Genomic DNA, 20,692 nt, shown 5'->3' on the forward strand with positions numbered 1-20,692 from the left:
GCGACCGGCCCACCCGTCCACGGTCCCTCGGTGGGACCGTTCGGGCTCACTGCATCACGGACAGGTTCGCCTGGTCGTCGTCGTTCAGCTTGCGGTAGTCGGCGACGTCCTTGCGCCAGTTGTCCATGTTCTCGACGTCCTGCTCGCTGACGCCGCGGATCACCAGCCGGTCGTTGCCCTTGACCGAGAAGCGCTCCAACGGGAACGCGACCTTATCCTCCCCTAGGCCCAGGAAACCGCCGTGGGAGACGACGACGTAGCGCTTGCTGTCCTTCTGGCTCATGACCACGCGGTCGACCTCGCCGAGCTTCTTGCCCTTGGCATTGTAGACATCCATGTCGTCGAGCTGCTTGACGCGCATGGCATGCCCCGCGGTCGCGCCCGACCCCGTGCTGGCGGTCGAGTCGATGAGGCCGAATTCCTTCTCGTAGGCCTGGCGCTGATCGGCGGTACGGGCACCCTGGTCGGACTGGCTCGTCCGCTCGACCTTGACCTGCGGCTGCCCCTGCTGCTGCACGATGCTGACCTTCGCCTGCTCCTGGCTGTACTGGATCTGGGGCTGGGCCTGGCCCTGGCGCTGGACGTTCACGTCGGCGGGGTCGCGGGACTGCACGACCTGCAGCTGGGGCGCGGCCTGGGATACGTCGACGTCCGGACGCGGCATCCGGACCGTGATCTCGGGCCGCGGGATGTTGACCGTCACCGTCGGCGCTGGCTGATGCACGGTGATCTGCGGCTGCATCTGATGCAGGGTCACGGTCGGCTGAGCCTGCTGCACGCGGATCTGGGGAGCCCCCTCCTGGAGCGTGATGCGGGCCTTGTCGTTCGGGTTATTCGTCCCGGCCGAGCTTGAATCGAGCTGCGCCAGGGTGTCATGGCAGGCGCTCGCCTTGTTGTCGCGCTTCCATCCGCGGACGGTGTCGGGCTTCACCTTGGCGTTCTCGGCCTTATCCTTGTCGAGGAACGTGATGAGGCGGTCGCAGTCGGCGAGGCTCGCCTGGTTCTGCTGGGACCCGGTCGCGTTCGTCGTGGCGGAGCCCGTTTGGGCGATGGCCGAGGAGGCGAAGAGCGCCGACGAGCCGAGTAGTGCCATTGCGAGGGTACGCATCGTCTTTCTCCATGCTGAGATCTGACATGTGCCTGCCCATACGGCTGCGGTTACCCGCTCCGGGGACTGGGAAGGCCACCGTTGCCGGTGCCTCATCTCAGGTGGTTTGGGCCCGCCGAGGGACGAGTCGGGAGAAGCGACGCCCGCGCGTCGGGAGGACCCTGACAGCGGTGTCCAGACGTTCGTCTATACCGGGGTGCGCGTTATGAAAGACGGGTGGGATCTCGCATGCGCGCCGTGCCGGGCTTCCGTTCAGGTCCCGACCGGCTCTCCACACCGGTTGAACCGTGTACCTCCCGGCCGCGTCGAAGCGGTTCCGGCCCCCAGGGCGGCCATGTCAGGATCCGACCGTGATTTCAATCTTCGACCTTGCCGCCGCGTTGCTGACGCTGTCCGCCCTGTTCGGCTGGATCAACCGACGCTTCGTCCACATGCCGCACGGCATCGGCCTGCTGGTGATGGGGCTCGTCGCCTCGCTGCTGTTGGTTCTCCTCGACGTCGCCTTCCCGGAACAGCACCTCTACGAGGCCCTCACCGGTGCCCTCCGGCAGATCGATTTCACCGCCGTGGTGATGAACGGGATGCTGGCGTTTCTGCTCTTCGCCGGCGCCATGACGCTCGACCTCGGTGCCCTGCGTGACCGGGCCTGGCCGGTCGCCACGCTCGCTCTGGTCGGAACCGTCATCTCGACGGCCGTGGTCGGCGGCGCCTTCTGGGGGGCAGCCCAGGCCATCGGCCTGCCGGTCACCCTGCCCTGGGCGCTGGTCTTCGGCTCCATCATCAGCCCGACCGATCCGGTGGCGGTGCTCGCCACTTTGAAGAATGTGAAGGTGCCCCTCGCCCTGGAGATCGAGATGCAGGGCGAGGCCCTGTTCAACGACGGCGTCGGCATCGTCCTGTTCACCGTCCTCCTCGGCTTCGCCGCCGGCGTCGGAGGCGAGGCGTCCGGCGCGGCCGGGATCGTCCGCCTGCTCGTGCAGGAAGCCGGAGGCGGCCTGCTCCTCGGGGTTGTGACAGGCTATGCCGCCTACCGCGCCATGCGCACCATCGACGACTTCCCCGTCGAGGTCCTGATCACCCTGGCGCTGGTCACTGGTACCTACGCGCTGGCCCAGAAGCTCCATGTCAGCGGCCCCCTCGCGGTGGTCGCGGCCGGTCTGCTCGTCGGCGACCGGGCCCCGCGCGATGCCATGAGCGAACGCACGCAGGGCTACGTCTCGTCCCTGTGGACGCTGATCGACGAGGTCCTGAACTCTGTGCTGTTCCTGCTGATCGGGCTGGAGGTGCTCGTGCTGCGCTTCAGGGCCGACACCCTCGTCCTCGCGGCGGCGGCGGTTCCCATCGTGCTCGTCGCGCGTCTGCTCGCGGTCTCGGCGCCCCTGCTGGCGTTCCGGTGGGGCGGGAACCTGTCAGCGAAGAACGTGCCCTTCCTCACCTGGGCTGGCGTACGAGGCGGCATCTCGGTTGCGCTGGCCCTTTCGATCCCGGAGAGCGAGGCCAAGCCGATCATCCTTGCGGCGACCTACGCGGTCGTGCTGTTCACCATCATCGTCCAGGGCTCGACGCTCGGCATGGTGGCCAGACGCACCGTCGCCAAGCCCACGCCCGGGGAAGGTCGAGCCGAGGACGGGGCGGCGGTCACCCCTCAGGCGTCGGAGGTGGTGGTCCTGAAGCGTCCATAGCGCTCCTCCAGGTCCATCAGGTCCGCTGGTTCGGCGACGTCCCGGCGGGCCGCGGCGATGACCAAGTCGGCGTGCCTGCGCAACTCGGTGCGACGGTCATCCCGACGCTCGACCTCGGCGACCCGGGTTAACACCTCCAGCATGCGGGCGAGGACATGGACAGACCCGGCGGCGTTCTGGCGGATCATGTGCAGCATCGCATCGCACAGCCCGGCGTAGTCGGTCATCGGCTGGACCAGCACGATCCGGCCCTCCCGGGCGGTCACCCCGCCCGGCATGAACCGCGGGGCGAGCCGGCACAGCGCGTCGCCGAGATGGTCGACCACGCTGCCGGCCGTGAACGGGTCGTTGGTGCCGGGCGAGAGCGCCCGGACCGCCACCTCGCTCAACTGCCGCACGGCATACTCAAGGTCCTGCAGGGCGGCCGGGCGCGGACCGAATGTCAGGGCCTTGTCGAGCGCCTCGGTGGCGTCCTCGACCGTGCTGGAGAGATGCGCCAGGGGCAGGCCGGCCGGGACGTAGTCGCCCTGGCGCACGCGCAGGGAAACCAGGATGCCGCGCTCGTGGGCCCAGTCGGCGAGGTTGTCGGCGTCCACCGCCTGGAGGTAGCCGCACCCCGACGCCGTCGCGTTCCCGGCCCCGGGAATAGGGAGGGTACTGCGGACGTCCGGCTCTTCGAGGGTGTGCTTCCCGATGGCATCGCACAGGTCGTCGTGGACGGCATCGACGACGGTCTCGACGTTGATGCCGATGGCGGTGTGGTGGACGAACCAGACGAGCGTCGCGACACTCAACATCGCTAGAACGATGGCGCCGCTGACCGCGAGGTGCGGGACGAATGGCGTCTCCTGCACGGTGCGCACCGTGCGCAGCACGATCAGCGCGTAGGCGAAGGTCCCGAGGAAGATCCCGAGCGCAACTTGGTTGCGGGCGTCGCGGATGAAGTTGCGCAGCAGCCGCGGCCCCATCTGGCCTGAGGCCATGGAGAGCGCGGCGATGGTGATGGAGAACGTCGTGCCGGCGACGCCGATGGTTGAGGAGGCGACTGCGCTCAGAAGGGCGCGTGCCCCCTCGGCCCCTCCGGTGTAGCCCCAATCCGAGGCCGGCGACGACGCGTCGTACCCGGCGATGCGCGCGGTCTCCAGCCAGACCGCGAACTGTCCCAGGCCGAGGCAGGCCATCACGATGAGACCCGGGCGAAGCCAGAACTGGTCGCCGAGGGTCTCCAGCCAGGCCCTGATCCGCGAGTTCATGATGGTCTCCCGTTTCTGGTGAAGCCCCTTTGCGATCCACCTCCCTGCGCCTTCGCATGTGGCAGTGCAGCGCAGGGAGGTGGATCGCCGACGCGGCGAAGCGGGTGGGAGACGGACCGGACGGTCATGTATCCATCGTTCGCGACGGGGTGTCACGGGTCGGATGACGCCACTACGCCATCCGTTAGTTCAGTCATGCAACGAAAGTGGAACGCTCCATGACCATAGACCGCGCCAAGGTCCGTCGGGGTCGCATCGGAACCATTGGTCGTCGAGCCGGACCGGAGGTGCGAACTTCAGACGTCGTCCTCGCCGTCGTCGGCGTCGCTCTCCTTGCCGGCCTGTGCCTGCTGGGCTTGGCGAGCATGGTCGGCGATGCGCAGGGCCTCGCGGGCGGTTCACTCCCTGCATCGGTCCAGACGCTCTGATTAGGATCATGGACCGATCACGTCGTTGGATATCCGGACCGCCGTCCTCGATGCCACCTGCCCGTTTGGATGGTCACCTCGCCTGGAGGGGGAACGTCCGGCCGCACGCGGAAAACGGGAACCGTCGGCGCATCCGGACTGCGCTTGCGGTTCACCGCTGGTGACCTACCATTCCGCCGTCGGCATTCGAGCCTACGGCCCCTCGGAACGATTCAGTCGAAGACCACGCGCCCCGATCTGAGCGAGTACCGTGCGATGGCGGAGGACGCATTCCGTCTAAGCCGTGCCACGGGCGAGCGCCGGGTCGTAAGCAACCGTGGCACGCACCACGCGCAAGCCGTAACCGACGTGCTGGTGTCGAATGCCGAGGCCAGCCTGTCGTTCCTGTGCCGCGGCTTCTCGGCCGAGGTCTTCGATGCGGTCCGGATCGAGAACTTCCTCGGCAAGCCGGGAACGCGCCTCAACGTCCTGCTCGACGGGGATATCGGCAAGGGCGCCCCGACGGCCCTCGCCGGGCTGGCGGAGCACATGGCCAGCGACGACCCTCACCTCCGGGTCCGACTGCTGGCGCGTCCGTCACCCATCCATTTCGGCATCGCCGACGGACGCGACACCCGTACTGAGACGGACGTTGCCTCGCGCAAGGCGACCGTCGTATTCGGGGATACCGCGCTCGCGGCGGCGGCGCAGCAGCGCAACAAGTCGCTCTGGGATGCCGCAAGCAAGTTGACGGTCGCCGGGATCACACCGGCCGCCTGACGACAAACCCCCATCCGTAGCCTCGGCTCAGTAGCCTTCGGGCTGCGGATCTCGACACCGACGTTTCCTAGTGGCTGTCCTGGACGTCGGCACGGCCACCCATTTCGGCTCTGGGGGCCAGCAGGAGCACGATGGCGCCCAGGGCCATGCAGGACAGCGACCCGACCAGCACGCCGATCTTGGTCTCGGCCTCAAGCTCGGGGCTGTCGGCGAAGGCGAGAAGCCCGATGAACAGGCTCATGGTGAAGCCCACCCCGCAAAGGAGCGACAGGCCATAGAGGTGCCACCACCCCGCATGGGCGGGGCGTTGGGCCCACCCCAGCCTCACCGCCGCCACGACCGCCCCGAACACACCGATCTGCTTGCCGACGAACAGGCCCATGGCGACCCCTAGGGTCACCGGATCGAGAAGCATCTTCATGGTCATGCCGGCGAACGACACCCCGGCGTTGGCGAACCCGAACACAGGGAGCACGAGGTACGACGACCACGGGTGGATCGCGTGCTCCAGGATGTGAAGGGGCGAAGTCGGATCGTCGGGCTTACCGACGCTGAGGCGAAGGGGAATCGTGAGGGCTAGAAGGACACCTGCGATGGTCGCGTGGATGCCGGACTTGAGCACCAGGAACCACAGGACCGCGCCGAGGACGAGGTAGGGCGCGAGCCGGCTCACCCCGGCCTTGTTCATACCGAACAGGACCGCGAACACGACTGCCGCCCCGCCGAGCATCGGCAGCGACAGGTCGGCGGTGTAGAACGCGGCGATAATGAGGACGGCCCCGAGGTCGTCGATGATGGCGAGCGCGGTCAGGAAGATCTTGAGCGAGACAGGGACACGCGACCCGAGCAGGGCCAGCACCCCGAGGGCGAAGGCGATGTCGGTGGCGGTCGGGATCGCCCAGCCGCGCAGGGTCTCGGGCGAGGACCGGTTGAGCGCGACGTAGACCAGGGCCGGGGCGACCATGCCGCCGAGGGCCGCGACGCCGGGCAGAACGCGATCCGGCCAGGTCCGCAGGCGCCCGTCGAGGACCTCGCGCTTGATCTCCAGGCCGACGAGCAGGAAGAACACCGCCATCAGGCCGTCGTTGACCCAGTGCAGGACGCTGAGGCCGCCGACGTAGGTCTTCAGGACGTCGAAATAGGCCCCCGACCAACCCGAGTTCGCGATGGCCAGCGCCAGGGCGGCGCTCGCCATCAGGATCAGGCCGCCCGAGGCCTCGTTGTGAAGGGCATTGCGAAGGGCGGAGAAGGGGCGGCGAAGGGGTCCGGGCGCGCTCATGGCCCAGGCCTGCCACCTGTGCGCTTCGGAGGCAATGCTGCCGCCCGCCCAGGTCTGACCGGCAGGAAGACCTGCCGAACCTTGCGGCTGCGCTCCAGCACCGGCTTGTGTCCCTCGGCATCGAGGGCGCCCGAGGCGCGATCCCGCCGTTCGGAAGCGACCGCATGCCTTCCCCGGCCGTTCGCGAGGACGGCCGGTTGGCGGACGGGTCGCCGGCGGCCCGCTTCATCCTCAGGGCACGCCGGGCGTTCCCGCTCAATTCGCTGCGGGCCGCGTCGTGCCGCCGGCGCTCGTGCTCCCGGCTCGTCCGCTTGAGGGCGCCGGCCAGGACCGCGCCCTTGCGCTTCGTGCCGGTGTTGTCGGTCGCGGCACGTGCGCCGGAGGGAGCGGACTTGCCACGGACCTCGCGACGCTGCTGCCGGGAGATGTCGCGGGCCCTGTCACGGCGCTCGCGCAGGCGCTTGACCAGGTCCGAGAGGGCGTCGCCGTCGAGGCCGCGAAGGGCCGGGTGGTGGGCCTGCCAGACAAGGTCGTGCTCGTCGCCGCTCAACAGGCGTGGCTCTTCCTTGCGGGTCGCCGACCTTCAGCAATGCTCCTTCGGGGGATCGCTCCCGGCCATTCGGGTCCACGGTCCGCCCGCAACGTGTCAGACGTCCCAGGGGTGCCGATCCATCCGCAGGCGCGGCGAGACGGGCGGCCCAGGCGCGGGTAGAGACCTCGCATGGACGCTTTGAAACACCGGCTGCGGGACCTGTACGAGGGCGAGACCGACAGAGCCCACCGGTTCCGCTACGGCCTGCTCGTGTTCGACGTCGCCACGATCCTGTTCATCGTGGTGTCGTCGTTCATGCCGCGGGCCCCCCTCGTCGAGGGCCTCGACGTGCTGATCGGTCTTGCCGTGCTCACGGACTTCGTCGCCCGCCTGTCCATCTCGCCGCATCGCGGGCGGGAGTTCCTGCGACTGGCGACCTGGGCGGACATCGTCGCGCTTGTCTCGTTCCTCGCCCCGATCATCGGCGAGGGGGCGGGTTTCCTGCGCATCATGCGAACCCTGCGCCTCCTGAGGACCTACCAGCTCCTCGACCGGCTTCGGTCCGACAGCGCGTTCTTCCGCCGCAACGAGGAGGCGGTGCTAGCCGCCACCAACCTTGCGGTCTTCGTCTTCGTGATGACCGGGGTGGTCTACGCCACGCAGCACCGCTCGAACCCGGCCATCGGCAATTACGTCGACGCCCTGTATTTCACCGTGACCTCGCTCACCACCACCGGCTACGGGGACATCACCCTATCGGGCACGTCGGGGCGCCTGATCTCGGTCGTGGTGATGCTGTGCGGCGTGACGCTGTTCCTGCGCCTGGCGCAGGTGCTGTTCCGACCGAACAAGGTCCGTTTTCCCTGTCCGTCCTGCGGCCTTCAACGGCACGAGCCGGACGCCGTCCACTGCAAGGCGTGCGGGACCGTGCTGTGCATCCCCGACGAGGGTGCCTTCTAGGGGCGAAGGACCGTCCGGATCGCCTACCTCGCAACAGGTGGCATTCGGCCGCGATGCATCTGCATTTCATCAGGTTGGGCCGGATCGCTTTTCGCAAGATATTTTAATCCCCCCTAGCGCGTGCGTGGAGACACGTCCGAAATGGAGCTGGCTTCCTATATTCCAATCAGACAGCAACGGCCGGAACGGTTCACCGGACCGGTCAAACAGGAAGCCTCAAGATAATGAATTCAGCTCGTATTGCCGCCGTCGCCGCCGCCGTTCTGTTCAGCGTTGCTTCGCTTTCGCCGGCCATGGCCTATGAGACCCAGGGTCGCTACACCGCGTTTTCGCCCTACGATGTCGAGACCACGGGATCGTTCAATGGCGAGCGTCGTCCCCCCGCCTACTTCGGCTGCCCGATGAGTTCCGCCGCCGAAGGCAATGCGAACCAGCAGAACTTTCCGGTGCAGCAGTACGGCCAGACCTCCGGCGGAAACCGCTGTTGATCCGGGCGGACGAGTTCGCATGATGCTGCTGAAGGGTTTCTCCTACGCGATGGCCGTCGTCTTCGCCGGAGGTCTCGCCATGACCGTGATCGGTGCCTCCCAGGCCCTGATGGGCTTGTGACGGCTTGATCCGCCGGAAGCGGGCGAACAAGCTGCTCCCGGTCATATCGGATCGCCCCCAAAGGATACGCCATCGAACGCCCGGCTCCGGCCGGGCGTTTCCTTGTGGCCGAGGGCTCTTCGGGGTGATCGCGATGTCCCTATCAGTAGGCCGTCCCACGACGAATTTCGTAGGCTCGCGGGAGTTGCGGCGGATGCCTGGCACACCCGCGATGATACCGCCTGGAGGGAAGGGCGACCAACTGTCTTTGGCTTCAGTGACCGCCGACGGCGAAGGTCGTCCCAGGCTTGTCGTGGGTGCCGATGCGCTCGACCATCGTCGCCGTCGCCTCGTTCATGCCGACGACGTCCACCGTGATGCCGTGGTGCCGGAACTTGAGCACCACCCGGTCGAGGGCGTTGATGGCCGAGATGTCCCAGAAGTGCGCCGCCTGCAGGTCGATCACCACGCCCTTGAGGGCTTCCTCGCGGAAGTCGAAGGCGGCGTGGAACGCCTCGGCCGTCGCGAAGAAGATCTGTCCGGTCACCTGGTAGGTGCGCACGTCGCCCTCGCCGAGGGACGACCGGACGGCGAAGAACTTCGTCACCTTGTGGGCGAAGAACAGTCCGCTCAGGATGACCCCGAACAGCACGCCCTTGGCGAGGTCGTGGGTCGCGACTACCACCGCCACGGTGCCGAGCATCACGAAGCTCGATGCCTTCGGGTGGGTGACCAGCGTCCCGAGCGACTTCCACTGGAAGGTGTTGATGGCCACCATGATCATCACCGCCACGAGGGCGGCCATCGGGATCCGGGCCACGTAGGGACCGAGCACGACGATCAGGAACAGCAGGAAGGCGCCGGCCCAAAGGGTCGAGAGCCGTCCGCGTCCGCCCGAGGAGACGTTGATGACGGACTGGCCGATCATGGCGCAGCCGGCCATGCCTCCGAGGAAACCGGAGGCGATATTGGCCACGCCCTGGCCGGCGCATTCGCGGTTCTTGTTCGAGGTGGTGTCCGTCATCTCGTCGACGATGGCCGCCGTCATCAGGCTCTCCAGCAGGCCGACCATGGTCAGCGTAAGCGAGACCGGCAGGATGATCCGGAGGGTGTCGAGGGTGAACGGCACCTGCGGCAGGGCCACCCAGGGCAACTCGCTCGGGAGCGCGCCCATGTCGCCGACCTTGTGGATGCCGAGGCCAAGGTACATCGAGACCGCCGTGAGCAGGACGATGGTGACCAGCGGCGACGGCACGGCCTTGGTCAGGTACGGCAGGCCGTAGATGATGCCGAGCCCGACGGCGGTCATGACGTAGACCGCGGTGCCCTGGCCGAGGAGCTCCGGCATCTGCGCCAGGAAGATCAGGATCGCCAGGGCGTTGACGAAGCCGGTGACCACCGACCGCGAGACAAACCGCATCAGGTTGCCCAGGCGCAGGGCGCCGGCGACGATCTGCAGGAGCCCGGTGAGGATCGTGGCGGCGAACAGGTAGCCGACGCCATGGTCCTTCACGAGGCCGACCATGAGGAGCGCCATGGCCCCGGTGGCGGCCGATATCATGGCAGGGCGGCCACCTGCGAAGGCGGTGACTACGGCGATGCAGAAGGCGGTGACTACGGCGATGCAGAAGGAGGCGTAGAGGCCGACCTTGGGGTCGACCCCGGCGATGATCGAGAAGGCGATGGCCTCGGGGATCAAGGCCAGGGCGACGACCGTGCCGGCCATGAGTTCACGGGTGACGTTCGGAGCCCATTCGCTCCGGAGATGTGCGAGGTTCATGGTGGGTGGGAGACTTTCGTCGTCCCGCACGCGAAGCGTCATCGATCCGGTGCAGGATGCGCAAGACGATGGGTCGGCCTCCTCGGAGGTCCACGACACGGTCATCGTCGATTGCGTGGTCCGGCGGATCGGCGGCCGGAAGAGCCACCCGGGGTTTCACCGGGTCCTGTTGGATGAGGGCCCATAGCGCGGTTCGATGCCGCGACGCAATAAGGGATCCGAAACGTCGGTCCCGTCCGAGGGAGCCTCAGTGGTCCTTGGGCAATCGTATCCTCTCCACCGCCCCCGCGGCTGCGAGGGTGGCGTTGGCTGCGGCGACGTCACCCTCGTCCGGAGGGGCGACGGGATCGACGGACGCTCCGGTTCGCCGGCACAGGCGGGCGAGGTAGGGGAAGTGGTCGGACCCGAAGGCGTCGAGCCGTTCGATGGAAACAGTCTCGAATCCCCCCTCGTGAAAAATCTGGTCGAGGGGCCAGCGCAGCCAGGACGATCCGGCGTTCCAGGTTGCGACGTAGCCATATCCTCGGCGCGGGTCGACGAGGCCCGAGAGCCGTCGCATCCGCTCGACCGCGATCTCCCACGGCGTCGCATTGAGGTCGCCAGCCAGGATGCCGGGCTCCACGCGCTCGTTCAGGATGCCCGAAGCCGCGTAGAGCTCGGCGTCCCTACCGAGGGACGACTGCCACGGGAGCGGGGGCTTGGGGTGGAGTCCGATGAAGTCGATGGTCTCTCCGGTCCTCATGGTCACGCCGGCGACGATGGCCGGCGTCTCCCGCTTCGCGAGATGGCGGATATCGCCGTCGACCAGGGGCAGGCGCGAATAAAGCTCGATGCCGTAGTAGGATCCGGTGATCCGCTTCAGGACGTTCGGCATCCGCTCCCGGAGGGGATCGAGCGCCCCGTCCCACCATGCGTCCGTCTCCATCGCCAGGAACAGGTCGGGGTCGGCCTTTCGGACAGCGTCGAGCAAACCGGGAGCGTTGCGGTTCCCGAGCTGAACGTTCGCGATCAGCACGGACAGTCGTCGGTCCGCCGGACATGCCTCCATGTGGCCAGCCCCGTTCGGCCGGTACGGCCACAGGATGGCAATGTTGACCACCAGCGCCATCAGGACCGCGGCCCCGGCGATGCCCGTTACCCACCGTGCCTTCGACGGGAAAAGCAGGAGTCCGACACCGGCCCCGAGGAGCCCGATGGCCCAATACAGGCGCGGAAAATCCAGCAGCCGCACGGCCCACCACTCGGTCGGGACCAGGGGCAGGAGCGTGGACGCGACCAGAACCGCAGCGACGCCGAGGGTAACGACGTGGAGGACGCGCCGGATCACGGTGCCGGTGCCGCCGCCGCTCAGCGCATGTCCTTCGGGAGATGCTGGATCGGGTTCGTCCGCGACGGGGCGCCGTCGCCTTGCAGGGACCCGCCCTTCATGACGTCGGTGGACGACTGGATGGCGCTCGGCGGCGCGACGCGGCCGTTGCCGCCGTCTTGCGACGTGCCCAACGGCAGGGTCCCCGGGGTGGGCTGGTCGATCCGGCTGGCCGCGGACTGAGCGAACGCGGGAGCTGCAACACCGAGGCTGGCCACCACGGCCACGAGGGCGACCGCCCTGGGGATTCTGTTCGTCATTGCAGGGTGATGTCCGTTCCGGCTGCTATTGGGGCTGCGATCTTCCAGGCCCCAATGCCTCCGGGTGGTCGGTGTTCCCATCTCATCGGACACCCGTTCGCGACCGCCGGGAGGCATCGGCGCGATCCCCGCATTGTGAGGCAAAAAGTCGAATGTGTCTGAAACGTTTCCGGAAGGCGTACGTTGAGCTTCCCGATATGACCGGGGCGACGATGTCGAGGCATCGAGTTGTTCGTCTCCCTCAGACTATCGCCCAAACATTCCCGAATGGAGAGAAGCTTTGTCGTTCCGTAATCTTGCCGCCGCGTTCGCCCTGACTTGCGTTGCCGTTCCCGCCCTGGCCCAGACGCCGGCACCGGCCACCACCGCGCATTCCGCGTCCGACATGGGCATGAAGATGGCCGACACCGCGACGGTGAAGCTGAAGTTCGTCACCGTGAAGCCGGCGGACATCACCTCTTCGAAGCTGATCGGCACGAACGTCTACAACAACAACAAGGAGACGGTCGGCGAGATCGAGGACCTCGTCATCGAGAACGGCAAGACCGTGACCGGCGTCATCGTCAGCGTCGGCGGCTTTCTCGGCCTGGGCGAGCGCTACGTGGTCCTCGACCCGTCGACCATCTCGGTGAGCAACAAGGACAACAAGTGGGCGGCCTACGTCGACACTGACAAGGACACCCTCAACAAGGCCCCGACCTTCGACTACTCCAAGAAGAAGTAATTCCCTGCGGGTCTGACCGGCCCCTGTGAGACCAGTGAAGGCCCGGACGCCCATTCGGTCGGCGGCCGGGCCTTTTCGTGTCCCGTGTCCCAGGACCGGGCACGGCCGGGATGCCGGACGTGGTCGCGACCCCGAGCTCAGGCCCTGACGCCCGACGGTTCCGGCATCCGGATCAATAGGAGGGCCGCGGCGGTCCCGATGGCGCTGGAGACGAGGAACGCCGCGGTGAACCCGCTGAGGTCGACGATGCTGCCGGCCAGAACATTCGACAGGGCGATGGCGACGCCCTGGACGGTCGCGATGGCTCCCGAGGCGAGGTTGTAGCGACTCTTGTCCTCCATGAAGTCGGCGATCATCAACGGCTTGATCGCGCTGTAGAGGCCGGTACTGACCCCCTCCAGGGACTGGACCGCGAACAGCCAGATCGCGTCGTCGGACACCGTGTAGAGCAGGGCTCGGACGGGCAGCATCGCGAACGCGAACAGGATGATGGGCTTGCGCCCCCAACCGTCGGCGAAGCGCCCGACCATGATGGCCATGGGCAGCATCACCACCTGGGCCGCGATGATGGTCATGGAGGTGATAGCGGCGGACCAGTTCTCGTGCGCCAGGGAGATCTTCTGGGCGACCAGCGAGGCCATCGGCCCGTTGGCGAGTTGGAACAGGAAGATCGACGCGGCGAAGATCAGGAGCGGGCGATTGGCGAACAGCACCTTAAACGCGGAGCCGCCTTTCGGCTTCGGCTTGACCTCCTCAGCGAGCTCCTGCCCGACGATGTCGCGCGGGATGGAGAGCACGGCTGCGGCGGCGAGGAGCGAAAGGGCTGGGACGAGGAAGAACACCGCGCGGTCTGGGAAGCCGTAGCCCACCAGGGCGATCAGGACGGCGATGCAGACGTTGCCGCCGCGGTACCATGCGCTGTTGCGGCCCATCCGGCGTGACAGGCGCGCCTTCGGGAAGATGCCGAGCGTGAGGCCGGCGATGGTCGGGGTGAAGCTGCTGCCTGCCGCGGTCAGGATCGTGAAGGCCACCAGCACAGGCCAGAACTGGGGCCAGATCGCGATCACCGCGGCCCCGGCCGATGCCGCCAGCAGGGCCACCACGATGGCCATGCGCTTGTCCCGTGCGGCGTCGATGACGGCGCCGAGGGGTGCCTGTAGGGCGACGCCGATGAGGCCCGCGACGGTCGTGACCAATCCGATGGTCGTGGCGCTCCACTCCCGGTGCACCAGCAGGAAGACGTTGAGGTAAGGGCGTAGGCCGCCGTTCACGTCGACGACCGTGAGGTTGAGCAAGTCGAACTTGCGAGGGTGCAGTTTCCCCGCCCCTCCAGCCTCGGCTTCCGGGGACGTCCCGCCCGACTTCATGCCCATAATGCCATCATGCCCGTCCTCCTATGACGGGAAGCGACGCTTGAATTAGGATTGTGTTCTGTCCCTCCATGATGTGGGGGGATCGTCGGGGACAGAGGAGGCACGGACCGCCGGCCATCTGGTTCAGGCTTCGGCGGGGGCAACCGTCCAGGGTGCCCGACTCGTCCCCACGCCTCGACAGTCACAGCCCAAGTTGCGCTTTCCGTGTGAGATGCCCGTTGCGGAAGGTCAGGGTGACGTTAGCGCCATACCGACCCGCCCCACGCCACGAATAGGTCGCCCGGCGCGTCGCGCCGATTGTCATATGGGTTACCTGCCGGCCCTCGCATCCGAAGATCGTCCGGACCCGCGCCATGCTCATGCCCGTCTCGATGCGGTCGTAGGCCGACCGCGTGGCACGGCATTCCTTCGCCCGTGCGTCCGTGGCGAAGCAGCCGACGGTGAGGAGGGCTGCCATCAGGATGACGGGGCGGTCGTTCGGCATGTTGTCCGATGTCACTGGGGTGGATCGACGAGGTTCGATGATTGGGGGGTCATCGACCCTATCCGGGTCCGTTCACGGCGTGACCGGCCTTGCCTTCCCGACCGGCGTCGGCGTCCGGTCGGACGACGACCCTCAGGTTCTGGCGCATGTCCTGAAGGTGGTCGACCACCACCCGGTCGCCGTCCGAGAGCCCATCCAGGATCGCGGTGTCGTCGCCATAGGCATCGCCGGTGGTCACGGGCCGCTGTTGCACCGTGCCGTTCCCGTCAACGACGTAGACGATCTGCTGCGCGAGTTGCGCATCCAGGGACACGGTGGGGACCAGCAGCCTGTCCTTCGTGCCGGTCTGGATCTTGGCGCGCACGAACTGCCCGGGCAGGAAGCGCTCGTCGGTGTTGGGCATCAACGCCCGGACGAGACGACGGGCAGTTCGGGGATCGAAGCGGTTGTCGAGCTGGTAGATCCTGGCCTCGCGAACGGTCTTGCCCTCGGCGTCGAGGACGGCGACCGTGACGCTTCCGTCCTTCATCGCCGCCCGGATCGTCTCGGAGTCCTCCGAGGAAAGGGCCATCTGGATGTCGATGGGATCGAGCTGCACGACCGAGACGAGCTGGGTCTGGTTCTCGATCACGAGGTCGCCGGGATTGATCGTCGAAAGGCTGGCGCGTCCGTCGAAGGGCGCGTTCACGATGGCGTAATCCAGGTTCAGGTTCTGCTTGGCAATCGCGGCCTCGGCCCCCTGGACCTGGGCGACGGCGGAGGTCCGGTTCGACTGCAGCTGCTGGAACCGTTGCTCGGTGGCATAGCCCTTGTCGGCCAGGGACTCGGTGCGGTCGACCTCCGCCTGGGCGAAGGTGAGCTGCGCCTGTGCCTGCGCCGCCTGGGACTTCGCTGTCTGCAGTGCGACCTCGAAGGGGCGTGGATCGATGCGGAACAGGACCTGCCCCTTCTTCACGTGTCCGCCCGGCTGGAAGGGCCGCTCCGTCACGTTGCCGGTCACCCGGGCCTGCAGGGTCGCGTCCTGCTGCGCGATGATCGTGCCGGTGTACGTGAAGGCGATGGGCACCTGACGCTTGCGGGCGACGATGACCCGGACCTCCAGGGGAGGCTCCTTGGCCTTCAAGCTTTCCTTTGTGCCGACGAATGGCAGGGCGGCCACGATCCGGTCCGGCGAGGGGCGCCCGGCCATGTACCAGCCACCCGCGCCCAGCAGGACGATCAGTCCCGCCCCGACACCGTATCCGACTGCTGCCCGCACCAACGATGCTCCTTAAGACCGATGGGGCCGGCCACCGCGACCGCCCAGCGCGAGAGGAACACGCCTGGGGACGAGACGTTGCATCGCGGGGTCCCCGCATCCGGCCCTGGACCGGAAGCCACGTGCCCGCATGTTTGCCCGCTTCGTCGACCGGCCGGTGCTCGCCGGCGTCATCTCCGTGCTCATCACGCTGATCGGTGCCGTCGCGGGTCTCACCCTGCCGATTGCGCAGTTCCCGGAGATCGCCCCGCCGATCATCAACATCCAGGCGACGTATCCCGGCGCCAGCGCGCAGCAGGCCTACGACGCCATCGCGATCCCGCTGGAGCAGGAGATCAACGGCGCGCAGAACCTGCTCTACATCAGCTCGACCAGCAACACCGACGGCAGCGTCAGCATGGACGCGACCTTCGACGTCGGCTCGGACCTCGACGCCGCCGCCGCGGAAGTTCTGACCCGCGCCAACAGGGCGGAGGCCAAGCTGCCGCCCTCGGTGAACGCGCAGGGCCTCGAAATCACGAAGAGCTCGCGCCAGCGTCTCGGCAACATCGTGCTCTACGCCGACGAAGGCTCCCCCTACGACGAGCTGTTCCTGGCCAATTGGGCCGAAACCCAGGTGATCAAGCCGCTGCGTCGGGTGCAGGGCATGGGCCGCATCGTCAACTTCTCGAACAAGCGCTACGCCATGCGCGTGTGGCTCGATCCGATGAAGATGGAGGCCCTCGGGATCGGCCCTGGCGCGGTTAACGACGCCATCAGCCAACAGAACGCGCAGATCACCACCGGCACCCTCGGCAAGCCGCCGGTCGACCAGGCCACTGCCTTCGAGTTGCAGCTCGTTACCCAGGGACGCTTGCGTAAGCCGGAGGAGTTCGGGAACATCCTCCTGCGCGCCAACCCGGACGGGTCCGTGGTCCGTATCCGGGACGTCGCCAGGGTCGAACTGGGATCCGAGCAATACGGAGTCCGGTCGAGCTTCGACGGTTCGGCCTCCGCTACCCTCGGTCTCTACCAAAACCCCGACGCCAATGCGGTGCAGGTGATGGACGGCGCCCGCGAAACGATGAAGGACCTCGCCAAGCGCTTTCCGCCGGGGCTGAAGTATCGCATCGCCCTCGACCGGACCGAGTTCGTGAAGGAGGCGATCTTCGAGGTGGTGCGGACGCTGTTCGAGGCGCTCGCGCTCGTGGTGATCGTTACCTACCTCTTCCTCCAGAACTGGCGCGCCACCCTGATCCCGGCCATCGCGGTCCCGGTGGCGCTGGTCGGCACCTTCGGGCCGATGGCTCTGCTCGGCTTCTCGTTCAATACCCTCAGCCTGCTCGGCATGGTGCTGGCGGTGGGCCTCGTCGTCGACGACGCCATCATCGTCGTCGAGAACACCGAGCGCCTGATGGACGAGGGCATGGAGCCCCGCCAAGCGTCCCGGGAGGCCGTCACCGAGGTCGCCGGGCCGGTGATCGCCACGACCCTGGTCCTGGCCGCCCTGTTCGTGCCGGTGGCCTTCATCCCCGGCCTTACGGGCAAGCTCTACAATCAGTTCGCCCTGACCATCGCCATCTCGGTGATGATCTCCGCGGTGGTCTCGCTCACCCTCACGCCGGCGCTCTGCGGGCTGATCCTCAAGCACCGCGACCATGACGCGAAGGATGAGAGCCTATTGCGAGCTCCCCTGCGTTGGTTCAATCGCGTGCTGGAAGGGGCGAGCCGTCGTCTCGTCAGCACGATTGGTTGGCTGACCAGTCATGTCGCCCTTGTCGCCATCGCCTTCGTCGCCTTCGCGGCCCTCACCGTGTGGATGACCATGGCGCGACCCTCCGGATTCGTGCCGGACGAGGACCAGGGCTACTTCTTCGCCGACGTGGTCCTGCCCAAGGGGGCCTCGGTGGCCCGCACCAACGTGATGGTCGACCGTCTCGGGCAAGCGCTGCGCGAGATCCCGAGCGTGGAGCACACCATCGGCGTGACCGGGCGCAGCATCCTGGCCGACGCCATCGCGCCGTTCTACGGCTTCCAGATCCCGACGCTGAAGCCGTGGGGTGAGCGCACCGAGAGCGTGAACGATGTCATCGCCACGGTTCAGGAGCGCTTCAAGCACGATCCCGACGGCAAGGTCCGCGTGGTGAACCCGTCCCCGCTTCCCGGCCTCGGCTCGCGCAGCGGCCTGACCCTGGAGCTCCAGGATCGCAGCGGTACCGGCGGTCTGAAGCTGGCGCAAGCCGCCAACCGCTTCATCGCCGAGATGGAGAAGCTGCCGTCGGTCGGGCGTGCGATTCCGACCACAACTTACGGCGTTCCGCAAATGCGCCTGGAGATCGACCGGGCCAAGGCGGAGCAACTCGGCGTGCCCCTGCAGAACCTCTTCGACGCGTTGGGCACCTACGTCGGTTCGAGCTTCGTGAACCTCTTCAACCGCTTCGGATACGTCTATCAGGTCTACGTCCAGAGCGAGGCTTCCGGCCGCCGTACCATCCAGGACGTGGAGGCGCTGACGGTCCTCAACAGCCGTGGCGAACCTGTGCGGGTGGGCTCGCTGATCCAGACCAGCTTCGTCACCGGTCCGACGGCGGTCCTGTCCTACAATACCTACCCCACCATCGAGATCGCTGTGGACACCGCCGCGGACGCCAGTTCCGGAACGGCCATCGCGGCCATTGAGGCGTTGGCCGATGCCAAGCTACCCTCGACCTACGCGGTCGAATGGACCGACGTCGCCTATCAGGAAAAGATTGCCGGCGGCTACGCGCCCCTGATTTTCGGCCTCGGCACCCTGATGATCTTCCTCCTCCTGGCCGGGCAGTACGAGTCATTGCGCCTGCCCTTCGTGATCCTTCTCGGGACGCCGATTGCGATCTTCGGCGCCATCGCCTTTCTGGCGATCCGAGGCCTCGCCCTCGACATCTTTGGGCAGGTCGGGCTCCTGCTCCTGGTCGGGCTGGCCGCCAAGAACTCGATCCTGCTCGTCGCCTTCGCCGAAGACTTGCGCAAGCAGGGCGAAGACGTGCTCAAGGCCGCGCAGGACGCCGCGCGGCTGCGCATGCGCCCGATCCTGATGACCTCGTTCGCCTTCATCATGGGGTCGGTACCGCTCGCCATCGCCAGCGGCGCAGGCGCCAACGCCCGGGTGTCGATGGGCACCGTGGTCATCGGCGGCCTGCTGGTGGCCACCTTCGTCACCCTGTTCGTGACGCCGACCTTCTACGTCGCCTTCGAGCGCCTGTTCGGCAAAGATGGCGAGGAATCCGCTCGTACCCCAAACGATCGGGTATCCCCTCAGGCCTCTGAGGCAGCCGGAAGCTAACGGTCGTTGATTTCCGCGGCTCGGCAGGAGGTTCATCATTGCCTGACGAGCGCAGGGCGGAGCGCAGCTATGCCATCAGGCCGAATGCTTGGTAGATGGGAACTCTTGTATCCTCGCGAGGATCGATAAAGGCGAGCGCTTCCTCCGTGTCCAGCCTATCCCCCATGCGCCAGCGCTGAAGGTCCGCTCACGGGCAGCCGGCAGACCGGCTTGAATGACCGCACTGGGTCGAATGCGGAACGTCCGCTTCCGGACGAAGGGCCGGGGTCCGCTCCCCACTCAACGCGGTCGCGCAGCTCTCTCCCGGGGGCGCCGAACGGCTCAGGCGACCGGGGGGGAACATTGGTAGCCCGAGGCCGCCGAGGCCGGTTCCCCGCCCCGGCGGAGAGAGGAACCGGACGACGCCCTCAGTTCGCCCGGCGGGACAGGGACACCGCGTAGGCCGGCGAGCGGACGGCGAACATCGGATCCGTGGCCGGGCCGGCCACGCCCTCGGGGAGGTCCGCCACGGGATCGAAGGTGGCGGCGTCGCAGGTGGCATCGGGCTCGAGGGCCGCGATGGCGATCGTGCCGAGCTTGACCGACTTGCGGTTCTCCTCCGGCCACGCGACGGTCGGGTCGTTCACGGGGTCGTTCGGTTCGCCCAGGATGGCGACGAGGTCGAACTTCGCCGGCTCCTTCGACAGGCGCTCCTTGAGTTCATCGGCATAGAAGCTGTCGGGTTTGCCCTTCAACTCGTCGTCCGTGAGGCCGAGCTGGCCGGCCTGCGCCACCCATTTCAGCTTCGCCACCGTCGCGGCGCCCTTGGCGTCCGTGAGGGTGTAGGCGTGGACGCCCCAGTAATCGACGCCCGCGAAGCTCGCCGGCACGGGCCGGGCGTTGAGCCAGGCGGCCTGACGCGTCGTCTCGGGATTGGCGGCGGCGAATACCTTGATCTTGTCGGCATCCGGCTTTCCGTCCGGCCCCGGCGCCCGCACGGTGGCGAATTCGAGGAGCTGCTGCGGGGTCTTCGTCGAGAACACCGGCGCCGAGATCACCACGAACACCATGTCGCCGGACGGGTCGGCGAGGCGCATGGCGAACCCGCGGGTGACGGGCTTGGCCTTGTCGGAGATTTTCGCGTTGCTGCCGCCCATGGAGAAGCGGGCCGTGACCGGCACGGTCCTGGTGAAATGCGGGGCCTTCGACAGGCCCGGCGCCTCGGCCGAGGGCGTGAAGCTGCCCTTGACGCAGACGCCCTTGGCGCCGCTCGCCCGCACCTTCGGCTGATTGCCGCCGGCCGCCACGAGGGCGTTCACGATCGCCCCCGGATCCGCGTCCTGCGCCGAAGCCCCCCCGGCGAGCAGGCTTGCCGCCAAGGCGAGAGTCCCGAGGGCGACGGCACCGGGTGAGGAGGACGGGGACACCATGGAAAGCCTCTGGGCGATGAACGGCGGCCGCGCGGTTCGGGCCGGGCGGCACCATGGAGCGATTCTAGATTGTGCGCAATCCGACTGCCGATAGCGACTTCGTGTGCGGGCGGCCGGATCGGGGCCGTCGCCCGTGGTGCGCGCGACG

The 20,692-nt window shown here is 67.4% G+C and carries 17 protein-coding genes and 1 other annotated feature; of the genes, 7 read left to right on the forward strand and 10 right to left on the reverse strand.

Annotated features, from left to right (window positions below; genetic code table 11):
• Window positions 1-46: 46 nt before the first annotated feature.
• Window positions 47-1,108 carry a PRC-barrel domain-containing protein gene (locus MFF01_RS02370; protein ID WP_238221531.1) on the reverse strand — a complete coding sequence of 354 codons (1,062 nt, stop codon included), beginning with the start codon at window positions 1,106-1,108 and terminating at the stop codon, window positions 47-49.
• 350 nt (window positions 1,109-1,458) lie between these two features.
• Here MFF01_RS02370 and MFF01_RS02375 point away from each other — a divergent pair, with 350 nt between their 5' ends.
• On the forward strand, window positions 1,459-2,790 hold the full coding sequence (locus MFF01_RS02375) for a cation:proton antiporter (RefSeq protein WP_238221533.1): 1,332 nt from the start codon (window positions 1,459-1,461) through the stop codon (window positions 2,788-2,790).
• On the opposite strand, the gene MFF01_RS02380 is transcribed toward MFF01_RS02375, so the two are convergent.
• Window positions 2,754-4,043, reverse strand: coding sequence for a DUF2254 domain-containing protein (locus MFF01_RS02380; protein ID WP_238221535.1), 1,290 nt, complete (start codon window positions 4,041-4,043; stop codon window positions 2,754-2,756). The two genes, MFF01_RS02375 and MFF01_RS02380, sit on opposite strands and share 37 nt — an antisense overlap.
• Before the next feature lie 287 nt (window positions 4,044-4,330).
• On the opposite strand from MFF01_RS02380, the gene MFF01_RS02385 reads away from it, so the two are divergent.
• Window positions 4,331-4,471 carry a hypothetical protein gene (locus MFF01_RS02385; RefSeq protein ID WP_238221647.1) on the forward strand — a complete coding sequence of 47 codons (141 nt, stop codon included), beginning with the start codon at window positions 4,331-4,333 and terminating at the stop codon, window positions 4,469-4,471.
• A 255-nt stretch (window positions 4,472-4,726) separates the two neighbouring features.
• The gene (locus tag MFF01_RS02390) at window positions 4,727-5,230 is read left to right on the forward strand and encodes a hypothetical protein (protein WP_238221537.1); all 504 of its coding nucleotides are present in this window, start codon (window positions 4,727-4,729) and stop codon (window positions 5,228-5,230) included.
• 67 nt (window positions 5,231-5,297) lie between these two features.
• Here the strand turns inward: MFF01_RS02390 and nhaA are convergent, their stop codons facing one another.
• The gene (gene nhaA, locus MFF01_RS02395; protein ID WP_238221539.1) at window positions 5,298-6,509 is read right to left on the reverse strand and encodes a Na+/H+ antiporter NhaA; all 1,212 of its coding nucleotides are present in this window, start codon (window positions 6,507-6,509) and stop codon (window positions 5,298-5,300) included.
• Window positions 6,510-7,230: 721 nt separating this feature from the next.
• Between nhaA and MFF01_RS02400 the strand changes: the two genes are divergently transcribed.
• Entirely contained in the window at window positions 7,231-8,001 is a 771-nt protein-coding gene (locus MFF01_RS02400; RefSeq protein ID WP_238221542.1) for a potassium channel family protein, read from the forward strand.
• Window positions 8,002-8,225: 224 nt separating this feature from the next.
• Entirely contained in the window at window positions 8,226-8,489 is a 264-nt protein-coding gene (locus tag MFF01_RS02405) for a hypothetical protein (RefSeq protein ID WP_238221544.1), read from the forward strand.
• Window positions 8,490-8,863: 374 nt separating this feature from the next.
• Here the strand turns inward: MFF01_RS02405 and MFF01_RS02410 are convergent, their stop codons facing one another.
• The 3 genes from MFF01_RS02410 to MFF01_RS02420 form a co-directional block, all read right to left on the reverse strand.
• Window positions 8,864-10,369 (reverse strand): SulP family inorganic anion transporter, encoded by a 1,506-nt coding sequence (locus tag MFF01_RS02410; RefSeq protein ID WP_238221546.1) that lies wholly within the window; start codon window positions 10,367-10,369, stop codon window positions 8,864-8,866.
• A 114-nt stretch (window positions 10,370-10,483) separates the two neighbouring features.
• Window positions 10,484-10,539: a sequence feature (sul1 is cis-regulatory element that is thought to sense ions involved in sulfur or methionine metabolism; They are found in Alphaproteobacteria), on the reverse strand.
• A 77-nt stretch (window positions 10,540-10,616) separates the two neighbouring features.
• The gene (locus MFF01_RS02415; protein WP_238221550.1) at window positions 10,617-11,696 is read right to left on the reverse strand and encodes an endonuclease/exonuclease/phosphatase family protein; all 1,080 of its coding nucleotides are present in this window, start codon (window positions 11,694-11,696) and stop codon (window positions 10,617-10,619) included.
• A gap of 20 nt (window positions 11,697-11,716) precedes the next feature.
• On the reverse strand, window positions 11,717-11,995 hold the full coding sequence (locus MFF01_RS02420) for a hypothetical protein (protein WP_238221551.1): 279 nt from the start codon (window positions 11,993-11,995) through the stop codon (window positions 11,717-11,719).
• Window positions 11,996-12,275: 280 nt separating this feature from the next.
• Between MFF01_RS02420 and MFF01_RS02425 the strand changes: the two genes are divergently transcribed.
• Window positions 12,276-12,719 carry a PRC-barrel domain-containing protein gene (locus tag MFF01_RS02425; RefSeq protein WP_043382524.1) on the forward strand — a complete coding sequence of 148 codons (444 nt, stop codon included), beginning with the start codon at window positions 12,276-12,278 and terminating at the stop codon, window positions 12,717-12,719.
• Between the two features lie 137 nt (window positions 12,720-12,856).
• Here MFF01_RS02425 and MFF01_RS02430 read toward each other — a convergent pair whose 3' ends face one another.
• From MFF01_RS02430 to MFF01_RS02440, 3 genes are all read right to left on the reverse strand, one after another.
• The gene (locus MFF01_RS02430) at window positions 12,857-14,014 is read right to left on the reverse strand and encodes an MFS transporter (RefSeq protein ID WP_238221553.1); all 1,158 of its coding nucleotides are present in this window, start codon (window positions 14,012-14,014) and stop codon (window positions 12,857-12,859) included.
• Window positions 14,015-14,273: 259 nt separating this feature from the next.
• The gene (locus tag MFF01_RS02435) at window positions 14,274-14,576 is read right to left on the reverse strand and encodes a DUF3862 domain-containing protein (protein WP_043382738.1); all 303 of its coding nucleotides are present in this window, start codon (window positions 14,574-14,576) and stop codon (window positions 14,274-14,276) included.
• 58 nt (window positions 14,577-14,634) lie between these two features.
• Window positions 14,635-15,834, reverse strand: a complete 1,200-nt coding sequence (locus MFF01_RS02440) for an efflux RND transporter periplasmic adaptor subunit (RefSeq protein ID WP_373319595.1) — start codon at window positions 15,832-15,834, stop codon at window positions 14,635-14,637.
• A 130-nt stretch (window positions 15,835-15,964) separates the two neighbouring features.
• Here MFF01_RS02440 and MFF01_RS02445 point away from each other — a divergent pair, with 130 nt between their 5' ends.
• Window positions 15,965-19,135 (forward strand): efflux RND transporter permease subunit, encoded by a 3,171-nt coding sequence (locus tag MFF01_RS02445; RefSeq protein WP_238221554.1) that lies wholly within the window; start codon window positions 15,965-15,967, stop codon window positions 19,133-19,135.
• Window positions 19,136-19,542: 407 nt separating this feature from the next.
• On the opposite strand, the gene MFF01_RS02450 is transcribed toward MFF01_RS02445, so the two are convergent.
• Complete coding sequence (locus tag MFF01_RS02450; RefSeq protein WP_238221557.1) at window positions 19,543-20,544, reverse strand: catalase family peroxidase; 1,002 nt, start codon at window positions 20,542-20,544, stop codon at window positions 19,543-19,545.
• Window positions 20,545-20,692: the final 148 nt, after the last annotated feature.

Origin of the sequence: Methylobacterium adhaesivum, assembly GCF_022179065.1 — a bacterium.
GTDB lineage: Bacteria > Pseudomonadota > Alphaproteobacteria > Rhizobiales > Beijerinckiaceae > Methylobacterium > Methylobacterium adhaesivum.

Excerpts from the sequence above, each read along its gene's own strand:
- MFF01_RS02370 (WP_238221531.1), bottom strand. The coding sequence starts at position 1,108 with ATGCGTACCCTCGCAATGGCACTACTCGGCTCGTCGGCGCTCTTCGCC.
- MFF01_RS02380 (WP_238221535.1), bottom strand. The coding sequence starts at position 4,043 with ATGAACTCGCGGATCAGGGCCTGGCTGGAGACCCTCGGCGACCAGTTC.
- MFF01_RS02390 (WP_238221537.1), top strand. The coding sequence starts at position 4,727 with ATGGCGGAGGACGCATTCCGTCTAAGCCGTGCCACGGGCGAGCGCCGG.
- nhaA (WP_238221539.1), bottom strand. The coding sequence starts at position 6,509 with ATGAGCGCGCCCGGACCCCTTCGCCGCCCCTTCTCCGCCCTTCGCAAT.
- MFF01_RS02400 (WP_238221542.1), top strand. The coding sequence starts at position 7,231 with ATGGACGCTTTGAAACACCGGCTGCGGGACCTGTACGAGGGCGAGACC.
- MFF01_RS02405 (WP_238221544.1), top strand. The coding sequence starts at position 8,226 with ATGAATTCAGCTCGTATTGCCGCCGTCGCCGCCGCCGTTCTGTTCAGC.
- MFF01_RS02410 (WP_238221546.1), bottom strand. The coding sequence starts at position 10,369 with ATGAACCTCGCACATCTCCGGAGCGAATGGGCTCCGAACGTCACCCGT.
- MFF01_RS02420 (WP_238221551.1), bottom strand. The coding sequence starts at position 11,995 with ATGACGAACAGAATCCCCAGGGCGGTCGCCCTCGTGGCCGTGGTGGCC.
- MFF01_RS02435 (WP_043382738.1), bottom strand. The coding sequence starts at position 14,576 with ATGCCGAACGACCGCCCCGTCATCCTGATGGCAGCCCTCCTCACCGTC.
- MFF01_RS02445 (WP_238221554.1), top strand. The coding sequence starts at position 15,965 with ATGTTTGCCCGCTTCGTCGACCGGCCGGTGCTCGCCGGCGTCATCTCC.
- MFF01_RS02450 (WP_238221557.1), bottom strand. The coding sequence starts at position 20,544 with ATGGTGTCCCCGTCCTCCTCACCCGGTGCCGTCGCCCTCGGGACTCTC.